Origin of the sequence: Nocardioides cavernae, from assembly GCF_013410035.1 — a bacterium.
GTDB lineage: Bacteria > Actinomycetota > Actinomycetes > Propionibacteriales > Nocardioidaceae > Nocardioides > Nocardioides cavernae_A.
Genome location: NZ_JACCBW010000001.1, coordinates 1,307,799 through 1,333,751, shown reverse-complemented (window position 1 = coordinate 1,333,751; position 25,953 = coordinate 1,307,799). Strand labels below are relative to the sequence as shown.

20 protein-coding genes are annotated in these 25,953 nt (G+C 71.2%); 15 read left to right on the top strand and 5 right to left on the bottom strand.

Translation table 11 applies throughout. From position 1 onward, the window contains the following. Nucleotides 1-64: 64 nt before the first annotated feature. The 6 genes from F4692_RS06485 to F4692_RS06460 are packed head-to-tail and all read left to right on the top strand — an operon-like array spanning nucleotide 65 to nucleotide 6,667. Nucleotides 65-2,107 (top strand): bifunctional aldolase/short-chain dehydrogenase, encoded by a 2,043-nt coding sequence (locus tag F4692_RS06485; RefSeq protein ID WP_179618754.1) that lies wholly within the window; start codon nucleotides 65-67, stop codon nucleotides 2,105-2,107. Next, entirely contained in the window at nucleotides 2,107-3,525 is a 1,419-nt protein-coding gene (locus F4692_RS06480; protein WP_308645179.1) for a rhamnulokinase, read from the top strand. Before F4692_RS06485 ends, F4692_RS06480 begins: the two co-directional genes overlap by 1 nt. A gap of 15 nt (nucleotides 3,526-3,540) precedes the next feature. After that, nucleotides 3,541-3,741, top strand: a complete 201-nt coding sequence (locus F4692_RS06475) for a helix-turn-helix domain-containing protein (protein WP_218858169.1) — start codon at nucleotides 3,541-3,543, stop codon at nucleotides 3,739-3,741. A 6-nt stretch (nucleotides 3,742-3,747) separates the two neighbouring features. Continuing rightward, complete coding sequence (locus tag F4692_RS06470) at nucleotides 3,748-4,572, top strand: (Fe-S)-binding protein (RefSeq protein ID WP_257029696.1); 825 nt, start codon at nucleotides 3,748-3,750, stop codon at nucleotides 4,570-4,572. Beyond that, entirely contained in the window at nucleotides 4,569-6,068 is a 1,500-nt protein-coding gene (locus F4692_RS06465) for a lactate utilization protein B (RefSeq protein ID WP_308645178.1), read from the top strand. The genes F4692_RS06470 and F4692_RS06465 overlap by 4 nt, the downstream gene beginning before the upstream one ends. Beyond that, nucleotides 6,065-6,667, top strand: a complete 603-nt coding sequence (locus F4692_RS06460; RefSeq protein ID WP_179618751.1) for a LutC/YkgG family protein — start codon at nucleotides 6,065-6,067, stop codon at nucleotides 6,665-6,667. Before F4692_RS06465 ends, F4692_RS06460 begins: the two co-directional genes overlap by 4 nt. Before the next feature lie 2 nt (nucleotides 6,668-6,669). Here F4692_RS06460 and F4692_RS06455 read toward each other — a convergent pair whose 3' ends face one another. Continuing rightward, the gene (locus F4692_RS06455; protein WP_179618750.1) at nucleotides 6,670-7,752 is read right to left on the bottom strand and encodes a LysR family transcriptional regulator; all 1,083 of its coding nucleotides are present in this window, start codon (nucleotides 7,750-7,752) and stop codon (nucleotides 6,670-6,672) included. A 222-nt stretch (nucleotides 7,753-7,974) separates the two neighbouring features. On the opposite strand from F4692_RS06455, the gene F4692_RS06450 reads away from it, so the two are divergent. The 3 genes from F4692_RS06450 (at nucleotide 7,975) to pntB (ending at nucleotide 14,862) form a co-directional block, all read left to right on the top strand. Beyond that, on the top strand, nucleotides 7,975-11,679 hold the full coding sequence (locus tag F4692_RS06450; protein WP_179618749.1) for a glycosyl hydrolase: 3,705 nt from the start codon (nucleotides 7,975-7,977) through the stop codon (nucleotides 11,677-11,679). A gap of 205 nt (nucleotides 11,680-11,884) precedes the next feature. Then, a complete protein-coding gene (locus tag F4692_RS06445; protein ID WP_179618748.1) occupies nucleotides 11,885-13,429 on the top strand; it encodes a Re/Si-specific NAD(P)(+) transhydrogenase subunit alpha in 1,545 nt (514 codons plus the stop codon). A 17-nt stretch (nucleotides 13,430-13,446) separates the two neighbouring features. Beyond that, nucleotides 13,447-14,862: a Re/Si-specific NAD(P)(+) transhydrogenase subunit beta gene (gene pntB / locus F4692_RS06440; protein WP_179618747.1), complete on the top strand. Its 1,416-nt coding sequence runs from the start codon at nucleotides 13,447-13,449 to the stop codon at nucleotides 14,860-14,862. A gap of 10 nt (nucleotides 14,863-14,872) precedes the next feature. Here the strand turns inward: pntB and F4692_RS06435 are convergent, their stop codons facing one another. Genes F4692_RS06435 through F4692_RS06425 form a run of 3 tightly spaced genes read right to left on the bottom strand, consistent with a single transcriptional unit; the run spans nucleotide 14,873 to nucleotide 17,369 of the window. Continuing rightward, a complete protein-coding gene (locus tag F4692_RS06435; protein ID WP_308645177.1) occupies nucleotides 14,873-15,610 on the bottom strand; it encodes a VIT1/CCC1 transporter family protein in 738 nt (245 codons plus the stop codon). Between the two features lie 53 nt (nucleotides 15,611-15,663). Beyond that, nucleotides 15,664-16,227 (bottom strand): RNA 2',3'-cyclic phosphodiesterase, encoded by a 564-nt coding sequence (gene thpR / locus F4692_RS06430; RefSeq protein WP_179618746.1) that lies wholly within the window; start codon nucleotides 16,225-16,227, stop codon nucleotides 15,664-15,666. Then, nucleotides 16,224-17,369, bottom strand: a complete 1,146-nt coding sequence (locus tag F4692_RS06425; protein WP_179618745.1) for an acyl-CoA dehydrogenase family protein — start codon at nucleotides 17,367-17,369, stop codon at nucleotides 16,224-16,226. The genes thpR and F4692_RS06425 overlap by 4 nt, the downstream gene beginning before the upstream one ends. A 117-nt stretch (nucleotides 17,370-17,486) precedes the next feature. On the opposite strand from F4692_RS06425, the gene F4692_RS21545 reads away from it, so the two are divergent. The 3 genes from F4692_RS21545 (at nucleotide 17,487) to F4692_RS06410 (ending at nucleotide 22,123) form a co-directional block, all read left to right on the top strand. Next, the gene (locus F4692_RS21545) at nucleotides 17,487-19,262 is read left to right on the top strand and encodes a sensor histidine kinase (protein WP_179618744.1); all 1,776 of its coding nucleotides are present in this window, start codon (nucleotides 17,487-17,489) and stop codon (nucleotides 19,260-19,262) included. Nucleotides 19,263-19,266: 4 nt separating this feature from the next. Further along, on the top strand, nucleotides 19,267-20,148 hold the full coding sequence (locus F4692_RS06415) for a M15 family metallopeptidase (protein WP_308645176.1): 882 nt from the start codon (nucleotides 19,267-19,269) through the stop codon (nucleotides 20,146-20,148). 127 nt (nucleotides 20,149-20,275) lie between these two features. Beyond that, on the top strand, nucleotides 20,276-22,123 hold the full coding sequence (locus F4692_RS06410; RefSeq protein WP_179618743.1) for a sensor histidine kinase: 1,848 nt from the start codon (nucleotides 20,276-20,278) through the stop codon (nucleotides 22,121-22,123). Between the two features lie 7 nt (nucleotides 22,124-22,130). On the opposite strand, the gene F4692_RS06405 is transcribed toward F4692_RS06410, so the two are convergent. Beyond that, complete coding sequence (locus tag F4692_RS06405; RefSeq protein WP_179618742.1) at nucleotides 22,131-22,808, bottom strand: NAD-dependent deacylase; 678 nt, start codon at nucleotides 22,806-22,808, stop codon at nucleotides 22,131-22,133. 90 nt (nucleotides 22,809-22,898) lie between these two features. On the opposite strand from F4692_RS06405, the gene F4692_RS06400 reads away from it, so the two are divergent. The 3 genes from F4692_RS06400 to F4692_RS06390 are packed head-to-tail and all read left to right on the top strand — an operon-like array spanning nucleotide 22,899 to nucleotide 25,941. Next, on the top strand, nucleotides 22,899-23,702 hold the full coding sequence (locus F4692_RS06400) for an N-formylglutamate amidohydrolase (RefSeq protein WP_218858167.1): 804 nt from the start codon (nucleotides 22,899-22,901) through the stop codon (nucleotides 23,700-23,702). Continuing rightward, complete coding sequence (locus F4692_RS06395) at nucleotides 23,699-24,904, top strand: peptidase MATCAP family protein (protein ID WP_179618741.1); 1,206 nt, start codon at nucleotides 23,699-23,701, stop codon at nucleotides 24,902-24,904. Before F4692_RS06400 ends, F4692_RS06395 begins: the two co-directional genes overlap by 4 nt. Continuing rightward, complete coding sequence (locus tag F4692_RS06390; protein WP_179618740.1) at nucleotides 24,901-25,941, top strand: glutathione synthetase; 1,041 nt, start codon at nucleotides 24,901-24,903, stop codon at nucleotides 25,939-25,941. Before F4692_RS06395 ends, F4692_RS06390 begins: the two co-directional genes overlap by 4 nt. Nucleotides 25,942-25,953: the final 12 nt, after the last annotated feature.

Below are 25,953 nucleotides of genomic sequence, written 5' to 3'. Positions count from 1 at the left end.
GACCCCACCAACAGACCCCTCACCTCGACCTCACCTCGACCCTCACCCGTTAGGACCCCGCACCGTGAGTGACCTCAACCCCACCGTCGCCGAGCTCGTCGAGCGCTCGAACCGGCTGGGCGCCGACCCGAAGAACACCAACTACGCCGGCGGCAACACCTCCGCCAAGGGCACCGAGACCGACCCGGTCACCGGCGAGGACGTCGAGCTGGTGTGGGTCAAGGGCTCCGGCGGCGACCTCGGCACGCTGGCCCCGGCCGGCCTCGCCGTGCTGCGCCTGGACCGCATGCGCGCCCTCGTCGACGTCTACCCGGGCATCGAGCGCGAGGACGAGATGGTCGCGGCGTTCGACTACTGCCTGCACGGCAAGGGCGGCGCCGCGCCGTCGATCGACACCGCCATGCACGGCCTGGTGGACGCCAAGCACGTCGACCACCTCCACCCCGACTCCGGCATCGCGATCGCGACCGCGGCCGACGGCGAGGAGCTCACCGCGACGATCTTCGGCGACCAGGTCGTGTGGGTGCCGTGGCGCCGTCCGGGCTTCCAGCTCGGCCTCGACATCGCGGAGATCAAGGAGAAGAACCCGCAGGCCCGCGGGTGCGTCCTCGGCGGGCACGGCATCACCGCGTGGGGCGACACGTCCGCGGAGGCCGAGGCCAACAGCCTGTGGATCATCGAGACCGCCGCGTCCTACATCGAGGAGCACTCGAAGGCCGAGCCGTTCGGTCCCGCCCTCGAGGGGTACGCCCCCCTGCCGGAGGCCGAGCGTCGTGCCAAGGCCGCCGCGCTGGCCCCGACGGTCCGGGGCATCGCCTCCGCGGACCGTCCGATGGTGGGCCACTTCACCGACACCGAGGAGGTCCTCGACTTCCTGGCGCACGCCGAGCACCCCCGCCTCGGCGCGCTCGGCACGTCGTGCCCCGACCACTTCCTGCGCACCAAGGTCAAGCCGCTGGTCCTCGACCTGCCGTCCGACGCCTCGGTCGAGGACAGCATCGCCCGGCTCCAGGAGCTCGCGGTCTCCTACCGCGAGGACTACCAGGCCTACTACGACCGCAACGCGACCCCCGACAGCCCCGCGATCCGCGGCAAGGACCCGCTGATCGTCCTCGTCCCCGGCGTCGGGATGTTCAGCTTCGGCAAGGACAAGCAGACCGCGCGCGTCGCGGGGGAGTTCTACGTCAACGCCATCAACGTGATGCGCGGCGCGGAGGGCCTGTCGTCGTACGCGCCGATCGACGAGGCGGAGAAGTTCCGCATCGAGTACTGGGCGCTCGAGGAGGCCAAGCTCCAGCGGATGCCGAAGCCGAAGCCGCTCGCCACCCGCGTCGCCCTCGTCACCGGCGCCGCCTCCGGCATCGGCCTCGCCACTGCGCGCAAGCTCGCGGCCGAGGGTGCCGCCGTCGTGATCGCCGACCTGTCGCTCGAGAAGGCCCAGGCGGCAGCGGCCGAGATCGGCTCGACCGACGTCGCGGTCGGCGTACAGGTCGACGTGTCCGACGCTGCGGCCGTCCAGGCGGCGGTGGACGCGACCGTGCTCGCGTTCGGCGGCGTGGACCTCGTCGTCAACAACGCCGGGCTCTCCCTGTCGCGCTCGCTGCTCGAGACCACCGAGAAGGACTGGGACCTCCAGCACGACGTGATGGCGAAGGGCTCGTTCCTCGTCGCGCAGGCCGCCGCCAGGGCCATGATCGCGCAGGGGATGGGCGGCGACATCGTCTACATCTCCTCGAAGAACTCGATCTTCGCCGGCCCCAACAACGTCGCCTACGGCGCGGCCAAGGCCGACCAGGCCCACCAGGTGCGGCTGCTCGCCGCCGAGCTCGGCGAGCACGGCATCAAGGTCAACGGCGTCAACCCCGACGGTGTCGTGCAGGGCTCCGGCATCTTCGCCTCGGGCTGGGGCGCCAACCGCGCGGCGGTCTACGGCGTGGAGGAGCAGGACCTCGGCAAGTTCTACGCCCAGCGCACGATCCTCAAGCGCGAGGTGCTGCCGGACAACATCGCCAACGCCGTCTACGTCCTCTGCTCCGCCGAGCTGAGCCACACGACGGGCCTGCACATCCCCGTCGACGCCGGCGTGGCCGCGGCGTTCCTGCGCTAGTGGCCGCCGTCAGCGTCGCCGCGGTCGACCTCGGGGCGTCGAGCGGTCGGGTGATGCTCGGCGAGGTCGGGAGCGGCGTGCTGCGGCTGACCGCTGCGGCACGGTTCGGCAACGAGCCGGTCCGCACCCCCGACGGGCTGCACTGGAACCTGCTCGAGCTCTACCGCCAGGCGATCGCCGGCCTCGCGGCCGCCGTACGTCTCGCCGCGGACACCCCCGCCGGCCGGCTCGCCAGCGTCGGCATCGACAGCTGGGCCGTCGACTACGGCCTCCTGCGCGACGGCCGGCTGCTCGGGCAGCCCTTCCACTACCGCGACGAGCGCCGCGGCGGGGCCGGGCCCGCGGCCGTGCACGCGGCGGTCCCGGCCGCCGACCTCTACGCCCGCAACGGCCTGCAGTTCCTGCCGTTCAACACGGTGTTCCAGCTCGCCGCGGACGACTGGCACCGCGACGCGGACCGGCTGCTCCTCGTGCCGGACCTGCTGGCGTACTGGCTCACCGGTGAGGCGCGCACGGAGCGCACCAACGCCTCGACCACCGGCCTCCTCGACGTGCGCACGGGATCCTGGGACGGCGACCTCATCGACCGCCTCGGGTTCGCGCGCTCCCTGTTCACCGACCTCGTCGACCCCGGGGACCCGTTGGGTGCGGTGCTGCCCGGGGTCGGCGAGGCGGTCGGTGCCCCGGGCCTCCCGGTGGTGGCCGTCGGCTCGCACGACACCGCCTCGGCCGTCGTCGGGGTGCCGTTCGAGCGCGCCGAGTCGGCGTACGTCTCGCTCGGCACGTGGGGCCTCGTCGGGCTGGAGCTCGACGCGCCGGTCCTCACCGAGGAGAGCCGGCTGGCCAACTTCACCAACGAGGGCGGCGTCGACGGCACCGTCCGGTACCTCACGAACGTGATGGGCACCTGGCTGCTCAGCGAGACGCTGCGCACCTGGGGTCGCGACGACCTCACGGCCCTGCTCGCCGCGGCCGCCGACGTGCCCGCGGGGTCCGTCCCGGTGGTCGACGTGCAGGACCCCCGGTTCGTCCCGCCCGGCGACATGCCCGCGCGGATCGCCGCGTGGTGCGAGGAGCACGACGTCCCCGCGCCCACCGACCCTGCGTCGACGGTGCGCTGCATCCTGGAGTCGCTCGCGGCGGCGTACGCCCGCGCGCTGGCCACCGCGACCCGGCTGTCGGGCCGGCTGGTCGAGGTCGTCCACGTGGTCGGGGGCGGCAGCCAGAACACGCTCCTGTGCCAGCTCGTCGCCGACCGCACGGGACTGCCGGTCGTCGCGGGTCCGGTGGAGGCGACCGCGCTCGGCAACGTGCTGGTCCAGGGACGCAGCGCAGGTGCCGTCACCGGCGGGCTCGGCGCGCTGCGGGCGCTCGTCCGCGACACCCACGACCTCCGTCGGCACGAGCCCACGCGGTGACCGCAGATGAACGCCGTGCACGAGCCCGTCCTGTCCCCGGACGAGCTCGCCGTCCTGCGCCTGATGGCCGACGGCGACACGATCGACCTGGTCGCGCGCAAGCTGGGCATCTCCGAGCGCACCGTGCGTCGCAAGACGCGCAGCGCCTGTGACACGTTGGGTTGCGAGACCACGATCGAGGCGATCGTCTGGGCGGTGCGCAACGGTCACCTCTGACACACACTGGCACGACACCGAGAGCTACGAGGAAGGGGCAACGGCGTGAGGGTCGCCCTGCAGGTCACGTGCGTCAACGACGCGATGTTCCCCGACACGGGGAAGGCGGTGGTGCGCCTGCTGCGCCGACTCGGCGTCGAGGTCGACTTCCCCCGGGCGCAGACGTGCTGTGCGCAGCCGATGGTCAACACGGGCTACCTCGACGAGGCGGTGCCGGTGGTGCGCAACTTCGTCGACGCGTTCGCCGGATACGACGCCATCGTGACGCCGTCGGGCTCGTGCGCCGGCTCGGTGCGGCACCAGCACGCGCTGGTCGCCGAGCGCTCGGGCGACCCGGCGCTCGCCGACGCGGTCGCGCGGACCGCGCCCCGGACGTACGAGTTCACCGAGCTCATCGTCGACGTGCTCGGCGTGACCGACGTGGGGGCGTACTTCCCGCACCGGGTCACCTACCACCCGACCTGCCACAGCCTGCGGATGCTCGGCGTCGGCGACCGCCCGCGACGGCTGCTCGAGGAGGTCCGCGGCATCCAGCTCGTCGACCTCCCGCAGGCCGAGGAGTGCTGCGGCTTCGGCGGCACCTTCGCCCTCAAGAACGCCGACACGTCCATCGCGATGGGCGCCGACAAGGCCCGCCACGTGCGCGACACCGGCGCCGAGGTGCTCGTTGCCGGGGACAACTCGTGCCTCATGCACATCGGCGGAGTCCTCTCGCGCCAGCGGGCGGGCGTCCGCGTCATGCACCTGGCCGAGATCCTCGCCAGCACCGATGAGACCGAGGGCGAGTCCGACGGCCCCGTCGTCGGCGAGCGGGCAGGAGACATCTCGTGAGCGGCACCTTCGTCGGCATGCCGGCCTTCCCGTCCGCGGCGCGCGAGGCGCTGGGCGACACGCAGCTGCGCCGCAACCTCGCCCACGCCACCCGCACGATCCGCGACAAGCGCGCGCAGGTCGTCGGCGAGGTGGAGGAGTGGGAGGAGCTCCGGCTCGCCGGGGCGGGGGTCAAGGAGGCCGCGCTGCGCGACCTCGCCACCCACCTCGAGACCCTCGAGGAGTCGCTGACGCGTGCCGGTGCGACCGTGCACTGGGCGCGCGACGCCGAGGAGGCGTGCGCGATCGTGGCGCGGGTCGCGAAGTCCCACGACGTCGACGAGGTCGTGAAGGTGAAGTCGATGGCGACCCTCGAGATCGGGCTCAACGACCACCTCGAGCGCGAGGGCATCGCGGCCTGGGAGACCGACCTCGCCGAGCTCATCGTCCAGCTCGGCGACGACCTGCCCTCGCACATCCTAGTGCCCGCCATCCACCGCAACCGCGCCGAGATCCGCGAGATCTTCCGTCGCCGGATGGCAGCGGTCGGCCGCCCCGCCCCGGACGACCTCAGCGACGACCCGGCCGCGCTGGCGGGGGCGGCGCGCGAGCACATGCGGGAGAAGTTCCTGCGCGCCAAGGTGGCCGTGAGCGGCGCCAACTTCGCCGTCGCCGACACCGGGACCCTGGTGGTGGTCGAGTCCGAGGGCAACGGCCGGATGTGCCTGACCCTGCCCGACGTGCTGGTGAGCGTGGTCGGCATCGAGAAGGTCGTGGCCACCTGGTCCGAGCTCGACCCGCTGCTGCGGCTGCTGCCGCGCTCGTCCACCGGCGAGCGGATGAACCCCTACACCTCGACCTGGAGCGGCGTCACGCCCGGCGACGGCCCGCAGGAGGTGCACGTCGTGCTCCTCGACAACGGCCGCACCCGGGCGCTGGCCGACGAGGTCGGCCGCCAGGCCCTGCGCTGCATCCGTTGCTCGGCCTGCCTCAACGTCTGCCCGGTCTACGAGCGCGTCGGCGGCCACGCCTACGGCTCGGTCTACCCGGGCCCGATCGGGGCGATCCTCAACCCCCTGCTGCGCGGGGTCGAGGACGAGCAGACCGCGTCCCTGCCGTACGCCTCCTCCCTGTGCGGCGCGTGCTTCGAGGTGTGCCCGGTCCGCATCGACATCCCGTCGGTGCTGGTCGAGCAGCGGGCGGCCGTCGTCGACTCCCACCGCAGCGACCGGGTGCCCAAGGCCGAGGCCGTCGCGATGAGGGCCGCAGCCTGGACCTTCTCCGACTCGCGTCGGCTGCGGCTCGCCGAGCGCGCGTCCGGCCTGGCCGGTCGCGTCCTGGGACGGTTCTCCCGCACCACGTTGCCCGGTGGACGTGCGGCCGCCGGTCGCCTGCCCGGGCCCGCCGCGGGCTGGACCGGCGCACGCGACCTGCCCGCCCCGCCCGAGGAGTCGTTCCGCGAGTGGTGGGACCGCACCGACGGTGGCCGCGCTGACGGAGAGGAGGGCCGATCATGAACGCCCGCGACGACATCCTGCGGCGTGTCCGCTCCGCCCTGGACGGCGTGTCGCCCGCCGTCGAGGTGCCAACGGCCCCTCGCGTACGCCCCCGCGACCACGCCGACCTGGTCGACCTCTTCGACGAGCGGGTCGCCGACTACCGCGCGGTGGTGACCCGCTGCTCGAGCGACGACCTCGCGGCGACCGTGGCCGCCGCCCTGGACGGGGCCCGAGCCGTCGTGCCTCCCGGCCTCGGGCTCGACGTGGCCGGCGCCGTCGTCGACGACCCCTCCACAGGCGGCCACTCCGCCGCCGAGCTCGACGCCATCGACGCCGTGGTCACGCGCGCCGCGGTCGGCATCGCCGAGACCGGCACCATCGTCCTGGACCACCGGCCCGACCAGGGCCGACGCGCCATCAGCCTCGTGCCCGACCTCCACGTCTGCATCGTCGACGCCTCCCAGGTGGTCGCCGACGTGCCGGACGCGATCGCCCTTCTCGACCCGGCGCGCCCCCTCACCTGGATCAGCGGGCCGTCGGCGACGAGCGACATCGAGCTCGACCGGGTCGAGGGCGTCCACGGACCACGGACCCTGCACGTGGTGCTCGTCGGCTGACGTCAGCCGCCGTCGAGGCCGGTGTCGAGCAGCCCGCTCACCATCTGACGCAACCAGACGTGGGTGGGGTCGTCTCGTCTGCTCGGGTGCCACCAGAACGCGGTGCGCAGGGTGTCGAGCTCCCACGGCCCCGGGATCTCCCTGATGCCGTAGAGGTGTCCCATCTCGGTGATGAGGCGCCGCCCCATGACCGCCACACGGGGACTCTCACGCAAGAAGAACGGCATGCTCATCGACCCACTCACGATCACCTCCGTGCGGGGTCGGACGCCGGCTGACAGGATCTGCTGCATCCCTCGTGCGACGTCGCGCTCGCCCACCTGGGCCACGACCCATGGGCGGGCGTTGAGGTCCTCGACATCGAGCCTCTCCGCCGGGTCGTCGGCGGCGACGACGAACACCCACTGGTCCTCGAGGACGTCGACGCTCTCGAGCCCCGACAGCCAGCCGTGGGGAAGGAACACGCCGTCGACACCCGCGGCCAGATGGTCGGCGATGTCGACGTTGCGCAGCTGGGCGGGCTCGACGACGCGCATCCTGCTCGCGGGTGCTGCCTCCTGGATCGCGAGGCACAGTCGTGGAAGGAGCATGGCGGCGAGCACCTCACCGCACACCACCGTGAACTCGTGCTCCACGTCAGGGTCGAAGGTCGTCTTGGCAGCGATCACGCGATCGACGGCACGCAGCGCGTCGATGACGGCGGGTTGCAGCTGTCTGGCCAAGGAGGTCAGCTCGTAGGTGTTGTTGCGCCGGACCAGGAGCTCGTCGTCGAAGTGACGGCGCAGCCGTGCCAGCGCTGCACTCATCACTGGTTGACTGACGCCAACGGACGCCGCAGCCCTCGACACGTTCCTCTCACGCAACAAGCTGTCGAGCGAGTGCACGAGGTTCAGGTCAAGTCGCCGCAGCCGGGCATGGTCGATCACGAGTCCTCCTGGGTCGACTGTGTCGCTTCCGCGACCTCGCGCCGAGCAGCCGACGGGGGATCGGCGGTGGTTGCGGAACGTATCAATGCCTGTCCGCCGATGGAACACGTCGCCCACATGCGATACGTCGATAGCCACTATTCGCGCGACTGCGGCCACGGCTAGTGAAACCACCCGCATCGGCGCCGCTGATACCGACTATCCGTTCTCGTGCTGTCCGGATCCGGCCGTACCCATTGCTCCCCGCCTGTGACGACGGACACAGTGAAGGGGCGGGCCACTGAATCGATTCAGACTCACTGGCGCACACGATCGGATCGGGCACGTCATCGCGTCGCGATGCCGCGCTCGAACCCCCTGCCTCAGCCAAAGGAGCACCACATGAGATCCACTCTGACAAGCAGGTCCGCGACCTGCTTGTTCACCGCAGCCCTCGCGCTGGGACTGGCTTCGCCGGCCACAGTCCTCGCGACCACTGCGATCTCCTACGCGAACGACGGCGCGTCGGCGGCCGCCGCGCCGGTGGTGAAGTCCCCCGCCGTCAAGAAGTCCTCGGCCTTCGCCAAGGAGCTCGAGGGCAAGTACGTCGACCCCGACCGCGTCTACAGCACCGACGTGCGCTGGTGGCTGGGCGAGGCGGCCAACACCGACGAGTCGCTGCTCGAGGAGATCCAGGCCCTCTACGACGCCGGCTACCGCGGCGTCGAGCTGTGCATGCAGAGCGACAACGCTGCTCCCGACGCGCAGTACGCCTACGGCTCCGACATGTGGACCCACAAGTGGAACCTCATGTTGAACAAGATGCTCGACCTGGGCATGGCGGTCTACCTCACCTCCGGCACCAACTGGGCGACCTCCAACGTCCCCGGGCTCGACCCGGCCAGCCAGCAGGCGATGCAGAACATCACCCTCGGCACCGGCACCGTGGAGGCCGGGCAGGCCGTGGCGACGGTCCCCGCCCCTGCCGCGGCCAACGCCCGTCGCGCCGGGGCGAAGTTCGTGACGGCGTACGCCTACAAGGTGACCTCGGGCGACAACGTCGACCCGGACAGCTACATCGACCTCAAGGCCAACGTCACCCAGGGCGCGGACGCCTGGACCCAGAACCTCAGCTGGACCGCCCCCAACGACGGCACCTACCGCGTCTTCGGCGTGTGGACCCAGGGCACCTACCACTCCTCGAGCCCGTCCGCGCAGCCCGCGTACGCCACCAACTACTTCGACACCCGCGGCGTCCAGGCCCTCCGCAGCTACTGGGAGGAGCACTACCTCGCCGACCCCGCGCTGCGGGCCAAGATCGCCGAGGGTGACGTCCAGCTCTTCATGGACTCCCTCGAGATCAACTTCGGCACCGGTGGCGCGACCTGGTGGGCCGAGGACATGGCCGCCGAGTTCAAGAGGCGCAAGGGCTACGACATCACGCCCTACCTCTTCCTGTTCCAGGGCGTCAACGCAAGCCCCTTCACGCCGTACCACGAGGTCCGCAACACGGGCACGTACAAGCTCGACGGCGCCGAGGTCAAGCGCCAGGGCATCATCAACGACTACCAGGACGTCCTGACCAGCCTCTACCGCGAGCGCATGCTCCAGCCCCTGAAGAAGTGGCTGAACTCGGTGGGCATCGAGACCCGGGCGCAGATCTCCTACGGCCGCCCGATCGAGATGTCGGAGCCGGCGATGGACGTCGACTACCCCGAGGCCGAGAACTTCAACCAGTACAACAACGTCGACATCCTGCGGCTCTGGACCGGCGGCGCCAAGCTCGAGAACAAGGTCCTCTCGACCGAGACCGGCGCCCAGCTCGGCCCCTACAGCGGCACCCGTCAGATGGACATGCACGACGCGTACGCCCAGTTCGCGGCCGGCTTCCAACGGATCGTGTGGCACGTGTGGGGCGCCGGCTACAGCTACGGCAGCTTCGCGTGGCCGGGCCACAACGCCACCGGGTTCCGCCAGCTCGGCACCCGCAACCCGGGCTACTCCGACTACAACGAGTTCAACGCCCACATGGGTCGTGTCCAGCAGCTCCTCCAGACGGGCAAGAGCCGCACGGACGTGGGGTTCATCAACCAGAAGTGGATCCACGGCGTGGCCTACAACGCCGGCATCGGCAGCGACAACGGCAACATGAACTGGCAGTACGCCCACCAGGGCGTCTACTACCGCTCGACCGAGCTGCAGGACAACGGCTACACCTATGACTACTTCAGCCCCCGGTTCCTCTTCGACGACGACGTGCACTTCGACCCCAAGACGAAGCGCATCGAGAAGGCCGGCTACAAGGCTGTCGTCCTCTACCAGGACTGGCTCGAGCTGGAGGCGGCCAACCGGCTCCTCAAGTGGGCCAAGCAGGGCCTGAAGGTCGTCATCCTGGAGGACGCCGGCAACCGGACGCCGTTCAACGACGGCAAGGACAGGGCGCTCGAGAAGGTCATGGACGAGCTCAAGACGCTGCCCACCGTGCGTCAGGCGACTGTCTACGACGACATCGACTACTTCAGCGCCCAGCCGGGTGGCTACGACGACAACGTCCTGGAGAAGCTGCAGGAGCTCGGTGTCGATCCCTACAGCGGCTTCCCCGAGCCCAACCTGCAGCTCCTGACCCAGACGCGCGAGGACGACAAGGGCAACCAGTACCTCTACGTCTACAACTACGACCCGGCCAACTACCTCGACAAGAGCAACAAGGCCAGCGTCCGCAACGCCACGCACGGTCAGAACATCACGACCGACATCGTGCAGGACGGCCTGTTCGTGCCCTACGAGATCGACTCGTGGACCGGTGAGACCACCCAGCTCGCCGACTACCGCTGGGAGGACGGCAAGACCGTCGTCCCGATCGACCTCGACTACGACAACATCGCCCTCCTCGCCTTCGAGAAGGTCGACGACGCCCAGCTGCACATCCTCGACACCAACGCCGACTCTGCCTACGCCACCGAGGACGGGGTGGCCATGCGCACCTCCGAGACGGGCACGGTCACCGCGGAGCTCAGCGACGGCACGAAGGTCAGCCAGGCCGTCGAGGTGCCGGGCTCCTACGACATCACCGACTGGGACCTGACGGTCGAGTCGTGGCGTCCCAGCGCGACCCAGGGCGACCTGACGCGCACCGAGACCATCGACGGGCTCACCACCACCAACCGCAAGACGTCCACGGTCGTGACCGACATCGACGTCGAGCTCGACACCCTCACCACCTGGGACAAGATCCCGGAGGTCGGGAAGGCGGTCTCCGGCAAGGGTCACTACGAGGCGACCTTCGACTGGGACGGTGACTCCGCCAGCGGTGCCTACGTCGACTTCGGCGACCACCTCGAGGACTCCATGGTCGTGTGGATCAACGGGGAGAAGGTCGGCGGCGAGGTCTCGACGAACCCGACCAAGGTCCGCAAGGACGTGGGCGGTGTCGGCAAGCCGACGATCGACGACGGCCGGGGCAACCAGGTGCCGCTCGTGGGCGAGGACCTCTGGACCGGCGGCGTGAACTGGTCGACGCCCGTCGCCGACATCAGCGACTACCTGGTCGACGGCGAGAACACCATCACGATCGAGTACTCGTCCGCACTCGCCAACGTCCAGCTGGACCGCGGCATCGTGACCGAGGCGTTCCCGCGGATCCCTCGCGGCAACCCGTGGTGGATGAACGACGTGAAGTACCTGTCGTTCGGTCCGCAGCAGGCGAAGATCGTTCCCTTCGTCGACGTCGAGTACTCGACCAAGGTGCCGGCGCCCACGCCGACCACCACGCCCACCCCCACCACCACCCCGACCCCGACCCCGACCCCGACCCCGACACCCACCCCCACGCCCACCCCGGACGTGGCGCCGAAGGTGACGGTCAGGAAGAAGGTCGTGGCGGGCAAGCGGATGAAGATCCGGATCCGCGACCTGACGGCCACCAAGGTCACGGTCACCCTGGGCGGCAAGAAGCTGGCCGTGGTGAAGGTCACCGACGGCAAGGCCGTCGTGAACAAGGTCGTGCCGAAGAACCTGAAGGGCCGCAAGGTCCTGCGGGTCCTCGATCGCACGGGCGACGTCCTCTTCCAGACCACCGTGCGGGTGGTGAAGAGGAAGGCGGCCTGATCGTCACCGCGAGAGCGGTCAGCCGCTGAGAGCAGGGGGTCACGCCGGACGGCGTGGCCCCCTGTGGCGTACGGAGCGGCGTACAGCCGTGTGGTCCACGCCACATGGGACGGCGGTGGGAGGGGTCCCGGGTTCGGTACGTTGACCCCGGCCCGCACGCCACTCAGGTCAGTCCACCTACCCGAGCCCCCACCAGGAGGCAGCAGTGCGCATCGGCATCCCCCGCGAGTCCAGGCCCGGCGAGACGCTCGTCGCGGCCACGGCGAAGACGGCCGGCCAGCTCGCTGCGCTGGGCTACGACGTGGTCGTCGAGCAGGGCGCGGGCGAGGCTGCCGACCAGCCCGACGTCGCCTTCACCGGCGCCGGGATCACGGTGGTGGGCGCCGACGAGGTCTGGGCGAGCGACGTGGTGGTGAAGGTCAACGCGCCCACCGATGCGGAGGTCGCCCGGCTGCGTCCGGGCGCGACGGTGATCAGCCTGATGGCGCCGGCGCGGAGCCCCGAGCTGGTCGAGCGACTGGCGGCGCAGGGCGTCACCGGTCTGGCGATGGACGCCGTGCCGCGAATCTCGCGAGCCCAGTCGATGGACGTGCTGTCGTCGATGGCCAACGTCGCCGGCTACCGCGCCGTGATCGAGGCCGCCCACGAGTTCGGCCGGCTCTTCACCGGCCAGGTCACCGCGGCCGGCAAGGTGCCGCCCGCCCGCGTGTTCGTCGTGGGTGCGGGTGTCGCCGGCCTGGCCGCCATCGGTGCGGCCGGCTCGCTCGGTGCGGTCGTGCGCGCCTTCGACGTACGCCCCGAGGTGGCCGAGCAGGTCGAGTCCATGGGCGCGCAGTTCGTCACGGTCGAGATGGAGCAGGAGGTCTCCTCCGACGGCTACGCCAAGGAGATGACAGCCGAGCAGGAGGCCGCGACCGCCGCGATGTACGACGAGGAGGCGCGCGCCGCCGACATCGTCATCACCACCGCGCTGATCCCCGGCCGGCCCGCGCCGCAGCTCGTGAGCGCCGAGACGGTCGCCGCGATGCGCCCCGGCTCGGTCGTCGTCGACATGGCCGCGGCCAACGGCGGCAACGTCGCCGCGACGGTGAAGGACGAGCGCGTCGTCACCGCCAACGGCGTCACGGTCCTCGGCTACACCGACCTCGCCGGACGCCTGGCCGCCCAGACCAGCCAGCTCTACGGCACCAACGTCGTCAACCTGCTCAAGCTCCTCACCCCGCACAAGAACGGCGTCCTCACGCTCGACCTCGACGACGTGGTCCAGCGCGGCATCACGGTCACGCTGGCCAACGACACGGGCGCCGAGACGATGTGGCCGCCGCCGCCCGTGCAGGTCTCCGCCTCATCGGGGGCGTCCCCCGCCGCCGCACCCGCGCCGGCCGCCGTCGAGAAGGCGCCGCCGGACCCCCGCCGCCGGCTGTACGCCGCCGGGCTGGCCGCGGTGGTCTTCCTCGCGCTCGCCACGGCCGCGCCGGCGTACTTCCTGCCGAGCCTGACGGTCTTCGTGCTCGCGGTCGTCATCGGCTTCTACGTCATCGGCAACGTGCACCACGCGCTGCACACCCCGCTCATGAGCGTCACCAACGCCATCAGCGGGATCATCGTGGTCGGCGCGATCCTGCAGGCGCCGATCGACCAGCCCGCCATCCAGGTCCTCGCCGGGATCGCCGTCCTGCTCGCCAGCATCAACGTCTTCGGTGGCTTCATGGTCACCCGGCGGATGCTCAACATGTTCCAGAAGGGCTGAGCCGGGTGGACTCGAGCATGGTTTCGTTCGTCACGGGCGCCTACATCCTCGCGGCGCTCCTCTTCATCCTCGCGCTGGCCGGGCTCAGCAAGCACGAGACGGCTCGGCGGGGCAACCAGTTCGGCATGGCCGGCATGGGCCTCGCGCTCGTCGCGACGCTCCTGCTGGTGCTGGACCGCGTCACCGAGTACGACAGCACCGCCGGCTGGGTGGGCGTGGGGATCATCCTCGTCGCAGGCACCGTGGGAGCGGTCATCGGCATCCGGCTGGCCCGCGGGGTCGAGATGACCGGCATGCCCGAGCTGATCGCGATGATGCACAGCTTCGTCGGCCTCGCCGCGGTCCTCGTCGGCTACAACACCTGGATCGAGACGGCCCGCCTCGGCCACGGCGGTGACGCGGTCCACGACGCGGAGGTCTTCATCGGCGTCTTCATCGGCGCCGTCACGTTCACCGGCTCGGTCGTGGCCAACCTCAAGCTCAGCGCGAAGATGAAGTCCGCCCCGCTGACGCTGCCGGGCCGGCACCTGCTCAACCTCGCGATCCTCATCGGGTCGGTGGTGCTCCTGGTGTGGTTCGCCAACGTCGACGGGTGGGTCGCCCTCGCTCCGCTGGCGATCATGACCGTGCTCGCGCTGGTCCTCGGCTTCCACCTCGTCGCCGCGATCGGCGGCGGCGACATGCCGGTCGTCGTGTCGATGCTCAACAGCTACTCCGGCTGGGCGGCGGCCGCCGCCGGCTTCATGCTCGGCAACGACCTGCTCATCATCACCGGCGCGCTCGTCGGCTCCTCCGGTGCGATCCTCAGCTACATCATGTGCCGGGCGATGAACCGCTCCTTCGTGAGCGTCATCGCCGGCGGCTTCGGCTCCGACGGCACCGTCTCCGGCGAGGCGCGTGACTACGGCGAGCACCGCGAGATCCAGGCGGCAGAGGTGGCCGAGCTGCTCGCGGGTGCGTCGTCGGTCGTCATCACCCCGGGCTACGGCATGGCGGTCGCCCAGGCGCAGTACCCCGTGGCGGAGATGACCAAGCGGCTGCGCGAGAAGGGGGTCGACGTCCGCTTCGGGATCCACCCCGTCGCCGGCCGCCTTCCTGGGCACATGAACGTCCTGCTCGCGGAGGCCAAGGTGCCCTACGACATCGTGCTCGAGATGGACGAGATCAACGACGACCTCCCCGACACCGACGTCGTCCTGGTCATCGGCGCCAACGACACCGTCAACCCGGCCGCGCTCGAGGAGCCGGGCTCGCCGATCGCAGGCATGCCGGTGCTCGAGGTGTGGAACGCCCGGGACGTGATCGTCTTCAAGCGCTCGATGGCCACCGGCTACGCCGGCGTGCAGAACCCGCTGTTCTTCAAGGACAACACCCAGATGCTCTTCGGCGACGCCAAGGACAAGGTCAACGAGATCGTGGCCGCCCTGGGCTGACGCCGGTGGCTCACCCCAGGGTCGTGCCCGCCAGCATGCCGATGAGGTAGGTCACGCCCATCGCCAGCAGGCCCCCGCCGACGTTGCGGACCATGGCCGGGACGCGTGGGCTGAGGCCGATCCGGGCGCTGGTGAAGCCGGTGAGCGCCAGGGCGGCGGCGACGCTCAGCACCGTGACGAGGACGCGTACGCCGTCGGGCACGAAGGCCACGACCAGCAGCGGCAACAGCGCGCCGACCGTGAAGGCGACCATCGACGCCCACGCGGCGTGCCACGGGTTGGTGAGGTTGTCGGGGTCGATGCCGAACTCGACGTCCGCGTGCGCGCGCAGGGCGTCGTGCTCGGTCAGCTCGCGGGCCACCTGCTTCGCGGTCGCGGGGGACAGGCCCTTCTCCTCGTACATCCTCGCGAGCTCGCCCTCCTCGGTGCGGGGCATCTGCTGGAGCTCGATCGCCTCGAGGTGGAGCAGGGACCTCTCGGAGTCGCGCTGCGTGCTGACCGAGACGTACTCGCCCGCGCCCATGCTCAGCGCTCCGGCCGTGAGGGCCGCGATGCCCGCGATGAGGATCGCGCCGCTGTCGTCGGTGGCCCCGGCGACGCCCATCACGACGCCGGCCGTGGAGACGATGCCGTCGTTGGCGCCCAGCACGGCCGCCCGCAGCCAGTTGAGCCGCCCGCTGACGTCGCCGCCGAGGTCGGCGTGGAAGTGCTGCGGGTCCTCGTCGGTCCCGATGGTTCGCTCGCTCACGTCGGCGATCCTTCCCCCGGTGGGTGCGTGGTGCAACGAAGGTCAGCCTCCGCTCAGCCGAGTGCGTACGCCGCGACGACCTCGTGCCGTGGCCGCCGGCGCGGTCCCTCGCCGAGGTGGGAGGCGACCAGCGCGACCTCGTCCACCTGCCAGCGGGGACCGTCGTAGGCGTCGAGGAGACGCACCCACGGCGTGACGTTGTCTGGGCGCCCGAGCCGGCCCAGGGTGAGGTGCGGTCGGAAGCGCTGGCCGTCGACGCGGGCACCCGCGGACGACATGGCCGCGCGGCAAGAGGTGGCGAGACGGTCGAGCGCCGCCGTCGCGTCGTCGGAGCCGGTGAGCCGGGCGAGGAGGACCCGCGCGTGGTCGGGATCGGGGAACGCGCCCCCGCCCGCGACCGCCAGGTCGAAGGGCTGCTGGCGCTGCGCCACCCGGGCGAGCCGCTCGTCGAGTTCGTCGAGGCTGCGGTCGGGGACGGCCTCGGCGAAGGCCAGGGTGACGTGCCACTGCTCGGGCGCCGACCAGCGGAAGGCGGCCGCCTCGCGGCGCACGGACAGGAACTCGTCGAGGTGCTCCACGACCTCGGCGGGCGGCACGACGGCGACGAATGCCCTCACAGTCCCAGGTCGCGCCCGATCAGCATCTTCATGATCTCGTTCGACCCCGCCCAGATCTTCGTGACGCGGGCGTCGCGCCAGGCGCGGGCGACGCGGTACTCGTTCATGTAGCCGTAGCCGCCGTGGACCTGCACGCAGTGGTCGAGGACGTCGTTCTGGACCTGCGAGGTCCACCACTTGGCCTTGGCCGCGTCGACCGGGGTGAGCTCCTTGCGGGTGTGCGCGACGACGCACTGGTCGACGTACGCCTGGGTGACGTCGACGCGGGTGACGAGGTCGGCGAGGAGGAACTGGGTGTTCTGGAAGCCGCCGATCGGCTGGCCGAACGCCTGGCGGTCCTTGGCGTACTGGATGGTCTCCTCGAGGATCTGCCGCGCGTGGGCGAGGTTGGTGATGGCCGAGCCGAGGCGCTCCTGGGGCAGGAACTGCATCATCGAGATGAATCCGGTGTCGAGCGGGCCCACGAGGTCGTCGTTGCTCACGCGGACGTTGTCGAAGGCGAGCTCGGCGGTGTCGGACTCGTCCTGCCCGACCTTGTCGAGCACCCGGCCGACGGTGAAGCCGTCGAGGGTGGTGTCGACGGCGAAGAGCGAGATGCCCTTGGCCTTCTTCTCCGGGCTGGTGCGTGCCGCGACGAGCACGAGGTCGGCCGAGCCGCCGTTGGTGATGAAGGTCTTGGAGCCGGTGATCAGCCAGTCGTCTCCGTCGCGGACGGCGGTGGTCCTCAGGTTGGCGAGGTCGGAGCCGCCGCCCGGCTCGGTCATGCCGATCGCGGTGACGATCTCGCCGCTCGCCGCGCCGGGGAGCCAGCGCGCCCTCTGCGCGTCGTCGGTGAGGTGCACGAGGTAGGGGACCGTGATGTCCGCGTGGATGCCGACGCAGCTCGGGAGGGTCATGTTGACCTTCGCGAGCTCCTCGGTGAGGACGGCGTTGAAGCGGTAGTCGCCGGCCTCGGAGCCGCCGTGCTCCTCCGGGATCTCGAGGCCGAGGAACCCCTGCTTGCCGGCCGCGAGCCAGAAGGCGCGGTCCAGGCCGTGGTTGTCGGCGTAGGACTCGAGGTGCGGGGTGACCTCGCGGTCCAGGAACTGCTTGACCGAGTCCCGGAAGGCCTCGTGGTCCTCGTCGTAGATGTCGCGCTTCATGGCCGCTATGTTACCCGCGAGTCACTTCGGGCGCCCAGGATTGTGAAGTCGGCCACACGGCGTGGTCGCGGCGCGTAACGTCTCGGTCCGGGGCTCGTTGTCGCGGCGGGAGCAAGCGTGAGGGACACAGACGGGGCGTGGAAGCGCCCGCGAGGACAGGCGTGGGGCAACGAGGCCCAACGCGCGGTCCTGCACGCCCTGGCGGAGGACATCGCCCGCCGGTCGGGGCACCGGGTCGCGGTCGTGGAGGCGCTGAGGTCCGACGGCAACTTCGAGTTCGTCGCGATCGCGGGGAGCCCGGACGGGCACGAGCACCTGATGGGCGAGGCGACACCGCTGCAGATGATCGACCACATGGTCGCCGTCGGCACGCACGTCGACGGGTGGGTGCACCTGCCGGTCGACCGCATCGACAGCGAGACACGCACCTTCGTCGACCAGTACGGCCACACCCCCGACGTGCCCGAGGGTGACGGGCCGGACGGGTGGCACCCCGAGGACCTCCTGTTCCGGTTGCTCACCAACGGGGACGGCGACCTGCGGGCGGTGCTCTGGCTCGACGAGCCCCACTCCGGGCGGCGACCGACACCTGAGGGGATCGCAGGGATCAACGCCGAGGTCGGCGCGATGTACGACGCGATCGTCGGCATCGTCGAGCGCGAGCTCTACGGCGAGCAGGTCCGGATGGTGACCCAGGCGCGCACGGCGATCCGCAGCGTGCCGCCCGGGCTCGGGCTCCCCGACTTCCTGAGCCGGACGCGCGACGCGATGGTCGAGGCCATGGCCGTCGACACCGTCGACGTGCTGCTCGCAGGCGACAGCGCGCCCCCGCTCGAGGGTCAGCAACCGGTCCTCGAGGAGCACATGCGGCAGGTCTGGCTCCGGCGCGGCCACCTCGTCCTCGAGCCGGACCTGAGCTGGGGCGTCACCGACACCGCCGTGCCGACACCGCCGATCATGCGAGACCTGATGGAGCAGCGGGGCATCGCGTCCTGGCTGCTCGTCCCGATCGGTCTCGGCGAGGAGTACCTCGGCACGATGGGCCTCGGCCGGTCCGCCGACGGACCCCGGTGGATCGACTCGGAGATCAACGCCGCCGCCGCCGTCGCGTCCGACCTCGCCGGCGTCGTCGTCGACGCCCGACTGATCGATCGAGAGCGCGCGCTCAACGCCGAGCTGCGCGGCCTCAACGACCACCGCCGCGACATGATGCAGACCCTCGCCCACGAGCTGCGCAACCCGGTCAGCGTGCTCTTCACCCACCTCGAGCTCGTCGCCATGGAGGACCGGATCGAGGACGCCCGCGACTCGCTCGCGGCCCTCGGGCGGGCCACCCGTCGGATCGAGGACATGGTCGAGGACCTCATGGCCCTCGCCTCGGTCAGCGACACCGACCACGACCTGCTCGTCGACGAGGTCGACGTCTCCGAGCTCGTGCGTGAGAGCACCGAGTTCCTCGCACCGACGGCCGCCGCGTCCCACGTCGAGGTCAGCCTCGACGTGGAGGAGGGCCTGGTGCTCCCCGCCGACGGGGACGGCCTGCAGCGGATGGTGACCAACCTGCTCTCCAACGCCGTGAAGTACACCCCGTCCGGCGGCCGCGTCTCGGTGTCGGTGTCGCGCTGGGTGGAGGACGGCCACGACGGGGTGCGCATCGTCTGCTCCGACTCCGGCATCGGCATCGACCCCGAGGAGGTCCAGCGGATCTTCGAGCCCTTCTACCGCTCGCGCCACGCCGAGGCGCGCGCGCGGCCGGGCACCGGCCTGGGGCTGGCGATCATCGAGCGGGTCGTGACCCGCCACCGCGGGTCCGTCCGCGTCGACTCGACGCTCGGGGAGGGCACGACCTTCACCGTTTGGCTGCCCATGGCCGGCCCCGACGACGTACGTTGACCTGGTGCTCCCGCCGGTCGTCCCACACGCGGTCGTCGACCTGCTCGTCAGCGCCCTGGCGCAGGCGGTCCTGACCGTCACGGGCGTGCCGGTCGCCGTTCCCGACCAGGCGGTCACGCTGGTCCGCGCCGAGCCCAGCGTCGACGGCACCCAGCCGCTCCCGGCGACAGGGCCCGGCAGCGTCGCGCCGCGGTGGCTCGGCACCCGCGTGCTCCCGGAGGACCCGGCCACCGGCCACGGGGAGGTACGCCCGACGCCGCCGGTCATGCGGCACCGCCGCTGGACGCTGCCCGACGGCGTACGCCCGCTGCCCGGCACCGGTTTCGCGAGCAGGGTCGTGTCCCCGGCGCCGCAGCGGGTGGTCCGCCGCTCGACGTGGGAGCCGGGCTGCCCCGTCGCGGCGGGCGACCTGGCGTGGCTGCGGCTGGCGTTCTGGGGCTTCGACGGCCAGCGCCACACCGGCGAGCTGCTCGTCCACCGCACCGTCGCCGACGACGTCGTGCAGGTCTTCCGCACGCTCTACCGCGTCCGCTTCCCCCAGGAGCAGGTCGCCATCACGCGGACCTACGACCCCGATGCGCCGAGCACCGGCGACGGCAACGGGACCGGTGCGTTCGTCTGCCGGCCCTCGACGGGCGCGACCTACTTCTCCCAGCACGCCTACGGGCTCGCGATCGACCTCAACTCCTTCCAGAACCCCTACGTCAAGGGCGCCGTCGTGCTTCCGGAGCTCGCGTCGTCCTACCTCGCCCGTGGACGCGTCCGGTCCGGGATGGTCACCGAGGACGGCCCGGTCGTGCGGGCGTTCGCGCGCATCGGCTGGGAGTGGGGCGGGTCGTGGCGCTACTCGAAGGACTACATGCACTTCAGCCAGAACGGTCGGTGATGGCCCGTTCGGGGCATGCCCGGCCCTCTGCGGACCACCGACAAGGTCCAGTCGTGCGGAAAAAACTCCCGGAGGTCCTGCGGCCCCCCTACGATCCCAGTGGCAGGTGGGGAGGGTAAGTGTCTCGATGGAGCAGCTGCGGACAGGGGAGCGCCGGACGCGCGACCTGAGCTGGGGTGATGTGCGTGCCCGTGCGCTGATGCACGCCCTCGCGCGCGACGCCGCCACGCGGGCGGGCTTCCGCGTCTGCGCGATCGAGGTCGTACGCCCCAAGGGGCTGCTGGAGTTCGTCGCGATCTACGGCGACATGACGGCCGCCGAGGAACGCCTCGGCACCGCGTCGCGGCTCTCCGACATGCAGGTCGTCTTCGCCGACGGCGAGGCCCACGGCCACTTCATCTGGATCCCGGACGAGAGCTTCTCGGACTCGACCCGCGACCTCATCGACGGCGTCGTCGTCATCCCGGACATCCCCGCCACCGACGACCCCGACGCCTGGCACCCGATGGACATGCTCGCCGCCCAGATCGCCGACGAGCGCGGCGACCTCCGCGCGCTGCTCTACCTCGACGTCCCCACCGACCTCAGGCGACCGGACAGGGAGCGGCTGCTCGAGATCAGCGACGAGCTGGCGATGACGTTGCGGTCGGTGGTGACCCTCGTGGAGCGCGAGGAGTTCGCCGACCACATGCGCGTCATCCGCGCCACGCGACGCCTCGCCCGGTCCAACACCGCGCGCCACGACGTGAAGGCGCTCCTGCGCGAGGCCAGGACGACCCTGCTCGGGGCGCTGTCGGTCGACGAGCTCGAGATCCGGCTGTTCCTGGACCAGGACTCCGACAGCCCCGACAGCCTCGGCCTCGGGATGGCCCCGGAGGTGCGGCGCACGCTCGACGAGGCGGCCGCCCGCGCCTGGGCGGCGCAGCGCGTGCTGATCATCGAGCCGGGTCACGTGTGGGGCGACGCGGAGCTGGCGGCGTACCGGGGCTGGTTCACCGACGCCCTGCGCTCGGCCGGCTTCGAGGCGATCGTCCTGGCGCCGGTCGGCGTCGACGACGAGGTGCTCGGGATGCTGATGTGCGCCCGGCGCACCGGGTCGCGCCGCTGGACCGACGGCGAGGGCGTGGCCGCCCTCGAGCTCGGCCACGACCTCGGCCGGGCGATCGCCAACGCCCACGCCACCCAGCGCGAGCGCCGGCTGCTCCGCGAGCTCCGCGACCTCGAGGAGTCACGGCACCGGTTCCTGCGCGAGCTGACCCACGAGATCAACAACCCGATGACCGTCATCGCCGCCAACGCGGAGTTCCTCGCGACGAGCGAGAGCATCGACGACAAGGACCTGCGGCGCGCCCAGGCGATCCTGCGCGGCAGCGAGCGGCTCGGCGACCTGCTCCAGGGCCTGGCGATGCTCTCCCGGGTGAGCGACCCGCAGCACCCGCCGACGATGCAGCACGTCGACCTCCTCCCGATCGTCGAGGAGACCCTCACCTCGATGTCCGCCGTGGCCGAACGGGCCGGCATCACCCTCCACCTGGTCGGCGAGACCTCGGAGTCGATCGTCTTCGCCGACCCCAAGGAGATCGCCAGCGCGGTCACCAACCTGGTGGACAACGCGGTGAAGTACTCCGACCCCGGCGACGAGATCTGGCTCGGCGTCGAGCGCCGCGCCGACGGCGGGCTCACCTTCGGCTGCCGCGACGAGGGCATCGGCATCTCCGACTCCGACCAGTCCGAGCTGTTCTCCCCGCTGTTCCGCTCGACCAACGAGGAGGCCCTGCTGCGGCCGGGCACCGGCCTCGGGCTGGGCATCGTCCGCGAGATCATGCACCGCCACGGCGGCACCGTGGAGGTCGAGTCCGTGCTCGGTCGCGGCACGTCGGTACGCCTGCACTTCCGGCCGCTGGAGCGCGACGACGTGCGCGACGTGGCCGCCGACGGGTCTGCTGCGTGGGAGGCCACGGAGCGGGGCGCCTGACGTCGCCTCAGGCGAGGACCTCCTCGACCCAGGCGGGCACCAGCACGGTCGCCGGCCCCTGCCGGGACTCGGCGAAGTCGGTGGCACCGGCGCTCGGCTCCAGGTTGAGCTCGAGCGTGTCGCCGCGTGCCCAGTGCACGAAGGCGGCCGCGGGGTAGACCAGGCCGGAGGTGCCGATGGACACGAACAGGTCGCACGACTCGAGTGCGTCCTCGACGACGTCCATGCCGTAGGGGATCTCGCCGAACCACACGATGTCCGGGCGCAGGCTGGTGGACCCGCAGCCCGGGCAGGGAGGTCCCTCGGCGAGCGGTCCGCTCCACTCCCGCCGGGCGTCGCACGCGGTGCACCACGCGGACCGGAGGCTGCCGTGGACGTGGTGCACGCGCCGGGAGCCCGCACGCTCGTGGAGGTCGTCGACGTTCTGCGTGACCAGCAGCAGGTCGTCACCGAGCGCCTGCTCGAGCCGGGCGAGAGCGTGGTGAGCCGCGTTGGGCTCGACGGTGTCGAGCGCCGCGCGCCGCGCGTCGTAGAAGCGCTGCACCAGGCCCGGGTCGTCGGCGTACGCCTCCGGCGTGGCGACCTGCATCGGGTCGTGGCCCTCCCACAGGCCGCCCGAGTCACGGAACGTCGTCAGCCCGCTCTCCGCGGAGATACCGGCACCGGTGAGCACGACGACCTTCATGCTCCAGTCCTACCGCAGGAGCGTGGGCCTTCACCCGCAGGGGTACGCGGCGGGTTGGCCTCGCGTCGGCCCTTCGGTAGACAGGCGGCCATGACGGACTTGGGAGGGACGTCGGACGCTGTCGCGTTCGTGGGCGAGTGGCACGGGCCGGTGGTCGCCACCGCGGTGCACGCCGGGCACGAGCTGCGCCCGGCGATCGCGGAGGCGATGGTGCTCGACGAGGCCGAGCGGTTCCGCGAGGAGGACCCGTTCACCGACCGGCTCGCCGCCGTCGTGCCCGACCGCGTCGTCACCACGCGCTCGCGCTTCGAGGCCGACCTCAACCGCCCGCGCCGCGAGGCGGTCTACCGCACCCCCGACGACTGCTGGGGCCTCGACGTGTGGCGCGACGGGGACCTCTCCGACGAGCTCTTCGAGGGGAGCCTCGCGACGTACGACGCGTTCTACGACGCCCTCGCCCCCCGCCTCGACCGGCTGGCCGAGCGCGGTCCGTTCGTGCTGCTGGACGTCCACTCCTACAACCACCGGCGCGACGGGGCCGACGAGCCGCCGGCGCCGGTGTCGGAGAACCCCGAGGTCAACGTCGGCACGGGCAGCCTCGACCACGACCTGTTCGGGCCGCTGGTCGAGCGCTTCATGGGCGACCTGCGCGACGCGTCGCTGGGCTGCGGACCGATGGACGCCCGGGAGAACGTCGCCTTCGAGGGCCGCAACCTCGCCTGGTGGGTGCACGACCGCTACCCGCGCGTCGGCTGCGTCCTGGCCCTGGAGTTCAAGAAGACCTTCATGGACGAGTGGACCGGCGAGCTCCACGACGACCGCTTCCGCCGCGCCCAGCAGGGCCTGGCCGCCGCCCTGCCGGGGCTGCACGACGAGCTGGCGCGGCTGCGATGAGCGGCGGCCCCGATCCCGACCATCCGGCCGCGGCCGACGACCGCGCGCAGCTGAACGCCGCGGACCTCGCGGTCGACCACCGTCTCGCGCAGCTCGCGCAGACCTTCCGCTTCCTCCTCGACGTCACGCCGGTCGACGCCGACGACCTGCGTGACGACTTCCTCGAGGGACGCCAGCCCGAGCCGCCGTTCACCTACCGCGAGCTCGAGGTCGACCCCGAGGTGGTGCGCGCGCAGCTCGACGACATCGACCCCGGTGCCGTCGAGGACCCGGTGCTCGGGCAGCTGCTGCGGGCCAAGCACCGGGAGATGGAGCTGCAGCTCGACATGCTGCAGGCACGCGACACCGAGGACTTCCTGCCCCTGAGCGTGGAGCTCTACGGCGGGGTGTCGCCGACGCTGCGCACCCAGGCCGAACAGCTTCTCGAACGCATCACCCGCACCGAGCCGACGGACGAGGCCCTCGACGCCGGGGAGTTCCTCGCGCTCGCCGAGGAGGAGATCGCCCGCTACCGCGAGGAGGACCCCGACCTCGACATGCACGCGGAGGTCCGCCCGGACGTCAACGGGGTCATGGTGTCCGGTGACGCGCTCCTCATCGGGCCCGAGACCAAGGTGCAGCGCGCCCGCGCCCGCGCGCTGCTCCACCACGAGGTCGGCACCCACCTCGTCACCCAGGCCAACGGCAGCCACCAGCCCGTGAAGGTGCTGGGCGTCGGCCTCGCCGGCTACGACGAGACGCAGGAGGGGCTGGCCGTGCTGGCCGAGATCGCCTGCGGTGGGCTGACGGCGTTCCGGCTCCGCCAGCTCGCGAGCCGCGTGGTGACGGTGCACCGGATGATCGCCGGCGCGAGCTTCGCCGAGGCCCACGAGGCACTCGTCGCCGACGACTTCCCCGGCGCCAGCGCGTGGACGACGGTGATGCGCGTCTACCGCTCCGGCGGGATGACGAAGGACGCGATCTACCTCCGCGGCCTCGTCGAGCTGCTCGAGCACCTCGCCTCCGACGGCTCCCTCGACCTCCTCTGGCTGGGGAAGTTCTCGCTGCGCGACCTGCCGCTCATCGGCGACCTCGACGAACGGGGCCTGCTCCGGCCGCCACGCGTCCTGCCGCGCTACCTGCGCGAGCCGGGCGCCCACGACAACCTGGCCCGCGCGGCCGGGACCGAGGATCTCAGCACACTCCTGGAGGGACACGCATGAAGATCGGATTCGTCGTCAACGACATCGCCACCGAGAAGGCGGAGTACACCACCAACCGGCTCGCGATGGCCGCGAAGGAGATGGGCCACGAGGCCTGGTACATGGGCATCGGCGACTTCGCCTACGAGCCCGACGGGTCGCTGAGCACCCGGGCGCGCGCCGGCCAGGCCAAGACGTACCGGTCCCTCGAGCGGCACCTCGCCGACGTGAAGAAGCCCGACGTCGAGCAGCTGATCCCGATGTCGGAGTTCGACGTGGTGATGCTGCGCAACGACCCGGCCGACGACGCCGAGTCCGACCCCTGGCGCAACAACGCCGGCGTCGCGTTCGGCCAGCTCATCGCCTCCTCCGGCGTGCTCGTCGTGAACGACCCGACCAGCCTCGCCAACGCGCTGTCGAAGGCGTACTTCCAGCACTTCCCCGAGATCGTCCGTCCGCGCACCCTCATCTCCCGCGACGAGTCGATGATCGAGGCGTTCATCTCCGACCTCGGCGGCAAGGCCGTGCTCAAGCCGCTGCAGGGCTCGGGCGGCGCCGGCGTCTTCCTCGTCGACCGCAAGGAGGCGCCCAACCTCAAGCAGATCATCGAGGCGATCTCCCGCGACGGCTACGTCGTCGCGCAGGAGTACCTCCCCGAGGCGGCCAAGGGCGACGTCCGGATGTTCGTGATGAACGGCCGGCCGCTGCAGGTCGACGGGAAGTACGCCGCCTTCCGCCGCACCAACACCACCAAGGACATCCGCTCCAACATGTCCGCCGGCGGCAGGGCGACCAAGGTCCAGGTCACCGACGCGATGCTCGAGATGGTCGAGATCGTGTGCCCCAAGCTCGTCAGCGACGGCATGTTCCTCGTCGGCCTCGACATCGTCGGCGACAAGCTCATGGAGATCAACGTCTTCAGTCCCGGCGGCCTCGGCAGCGCCCAGGCGCTCTACGAGGTGAACTTCGCGCCCGCGATCATCGCCGAGCTCGAGCGCAAGGTGAACATCCGCAAGCACTACCCGGAGATCGACAACCACACGCTCGCGACGGGCTGAGGGTCGCCCTCG

What these genes read in the sequence shown, in the direction of transcription:
- F4692_RS06425 (WP_179618745.1), bottom strand. Translation starts at nt 17,369, where the DNA reads ATGAAGCGCGACATCTACGACGAGGACCACGAGGCCTTCCGGGACTCG.
- pntB (WP_179618747.1), top strand. Translation starts at nt 13,447, where the DNA reads ATGGTTTCGTTCGTCACGGGCGCCTACATCCTCGCGGCGCTCCTCTTC.
- F4692_RS06450 (WP_179618749.1), top strand. Translation starts at nt 7,975, where the DNA reads ATGAGATCCACTCTGACAAGCAGGTCCGCGACCTGCTTGTTCACCGCA.
- F4692_RS06400 (WP_218858167.1), top strand. Translation starts at nt 22,899, where the DNA reads ATGACGGACTTGGGAGGGACGTCGGACGCTGTCGCGTTCGTGGGCGAG.
- F4692_RS06460 (WP_179618751.1), top strand. Translation starts at nt 6,065, where the DNA reads ATGAACGCCCGCGACGACATCCTGCGGCGTGTCCGCTCCGCCCTGGAC.
- F4692_RS06390 (WP_179618740.1), top strand. Translation starts at nt 24,901, where the DNA reads ATGAAGATCGGATTCGTCGTCAACGACATCGCCACCGAGAAGGCGGAG.
- F4692_RS06410 (WP_179618743.1), top strand. Translation starts at nt 20,276, where the DNA reads ATGGAGCAGCTGCGGACAGGGGAGCGCCGGACGCGCGACCTGAGCTGG.
- F4692_RS06395 (WP_179618741.1), top strand. Translation starts at nt 23,699, where the DNA reads ATGAGCGGCGGCCCCGATCCCGACCATCCGGCCGCGGCCGACGACCGC.
- F4692_RS06405 (WP_179618742.1), bottom strand. Translation starts at nt 22,808, where the DNA reads ATGAAGGTCGTCGTGCTCACCGGTGCCGGTATCTCCGCGGAGAGCGGG.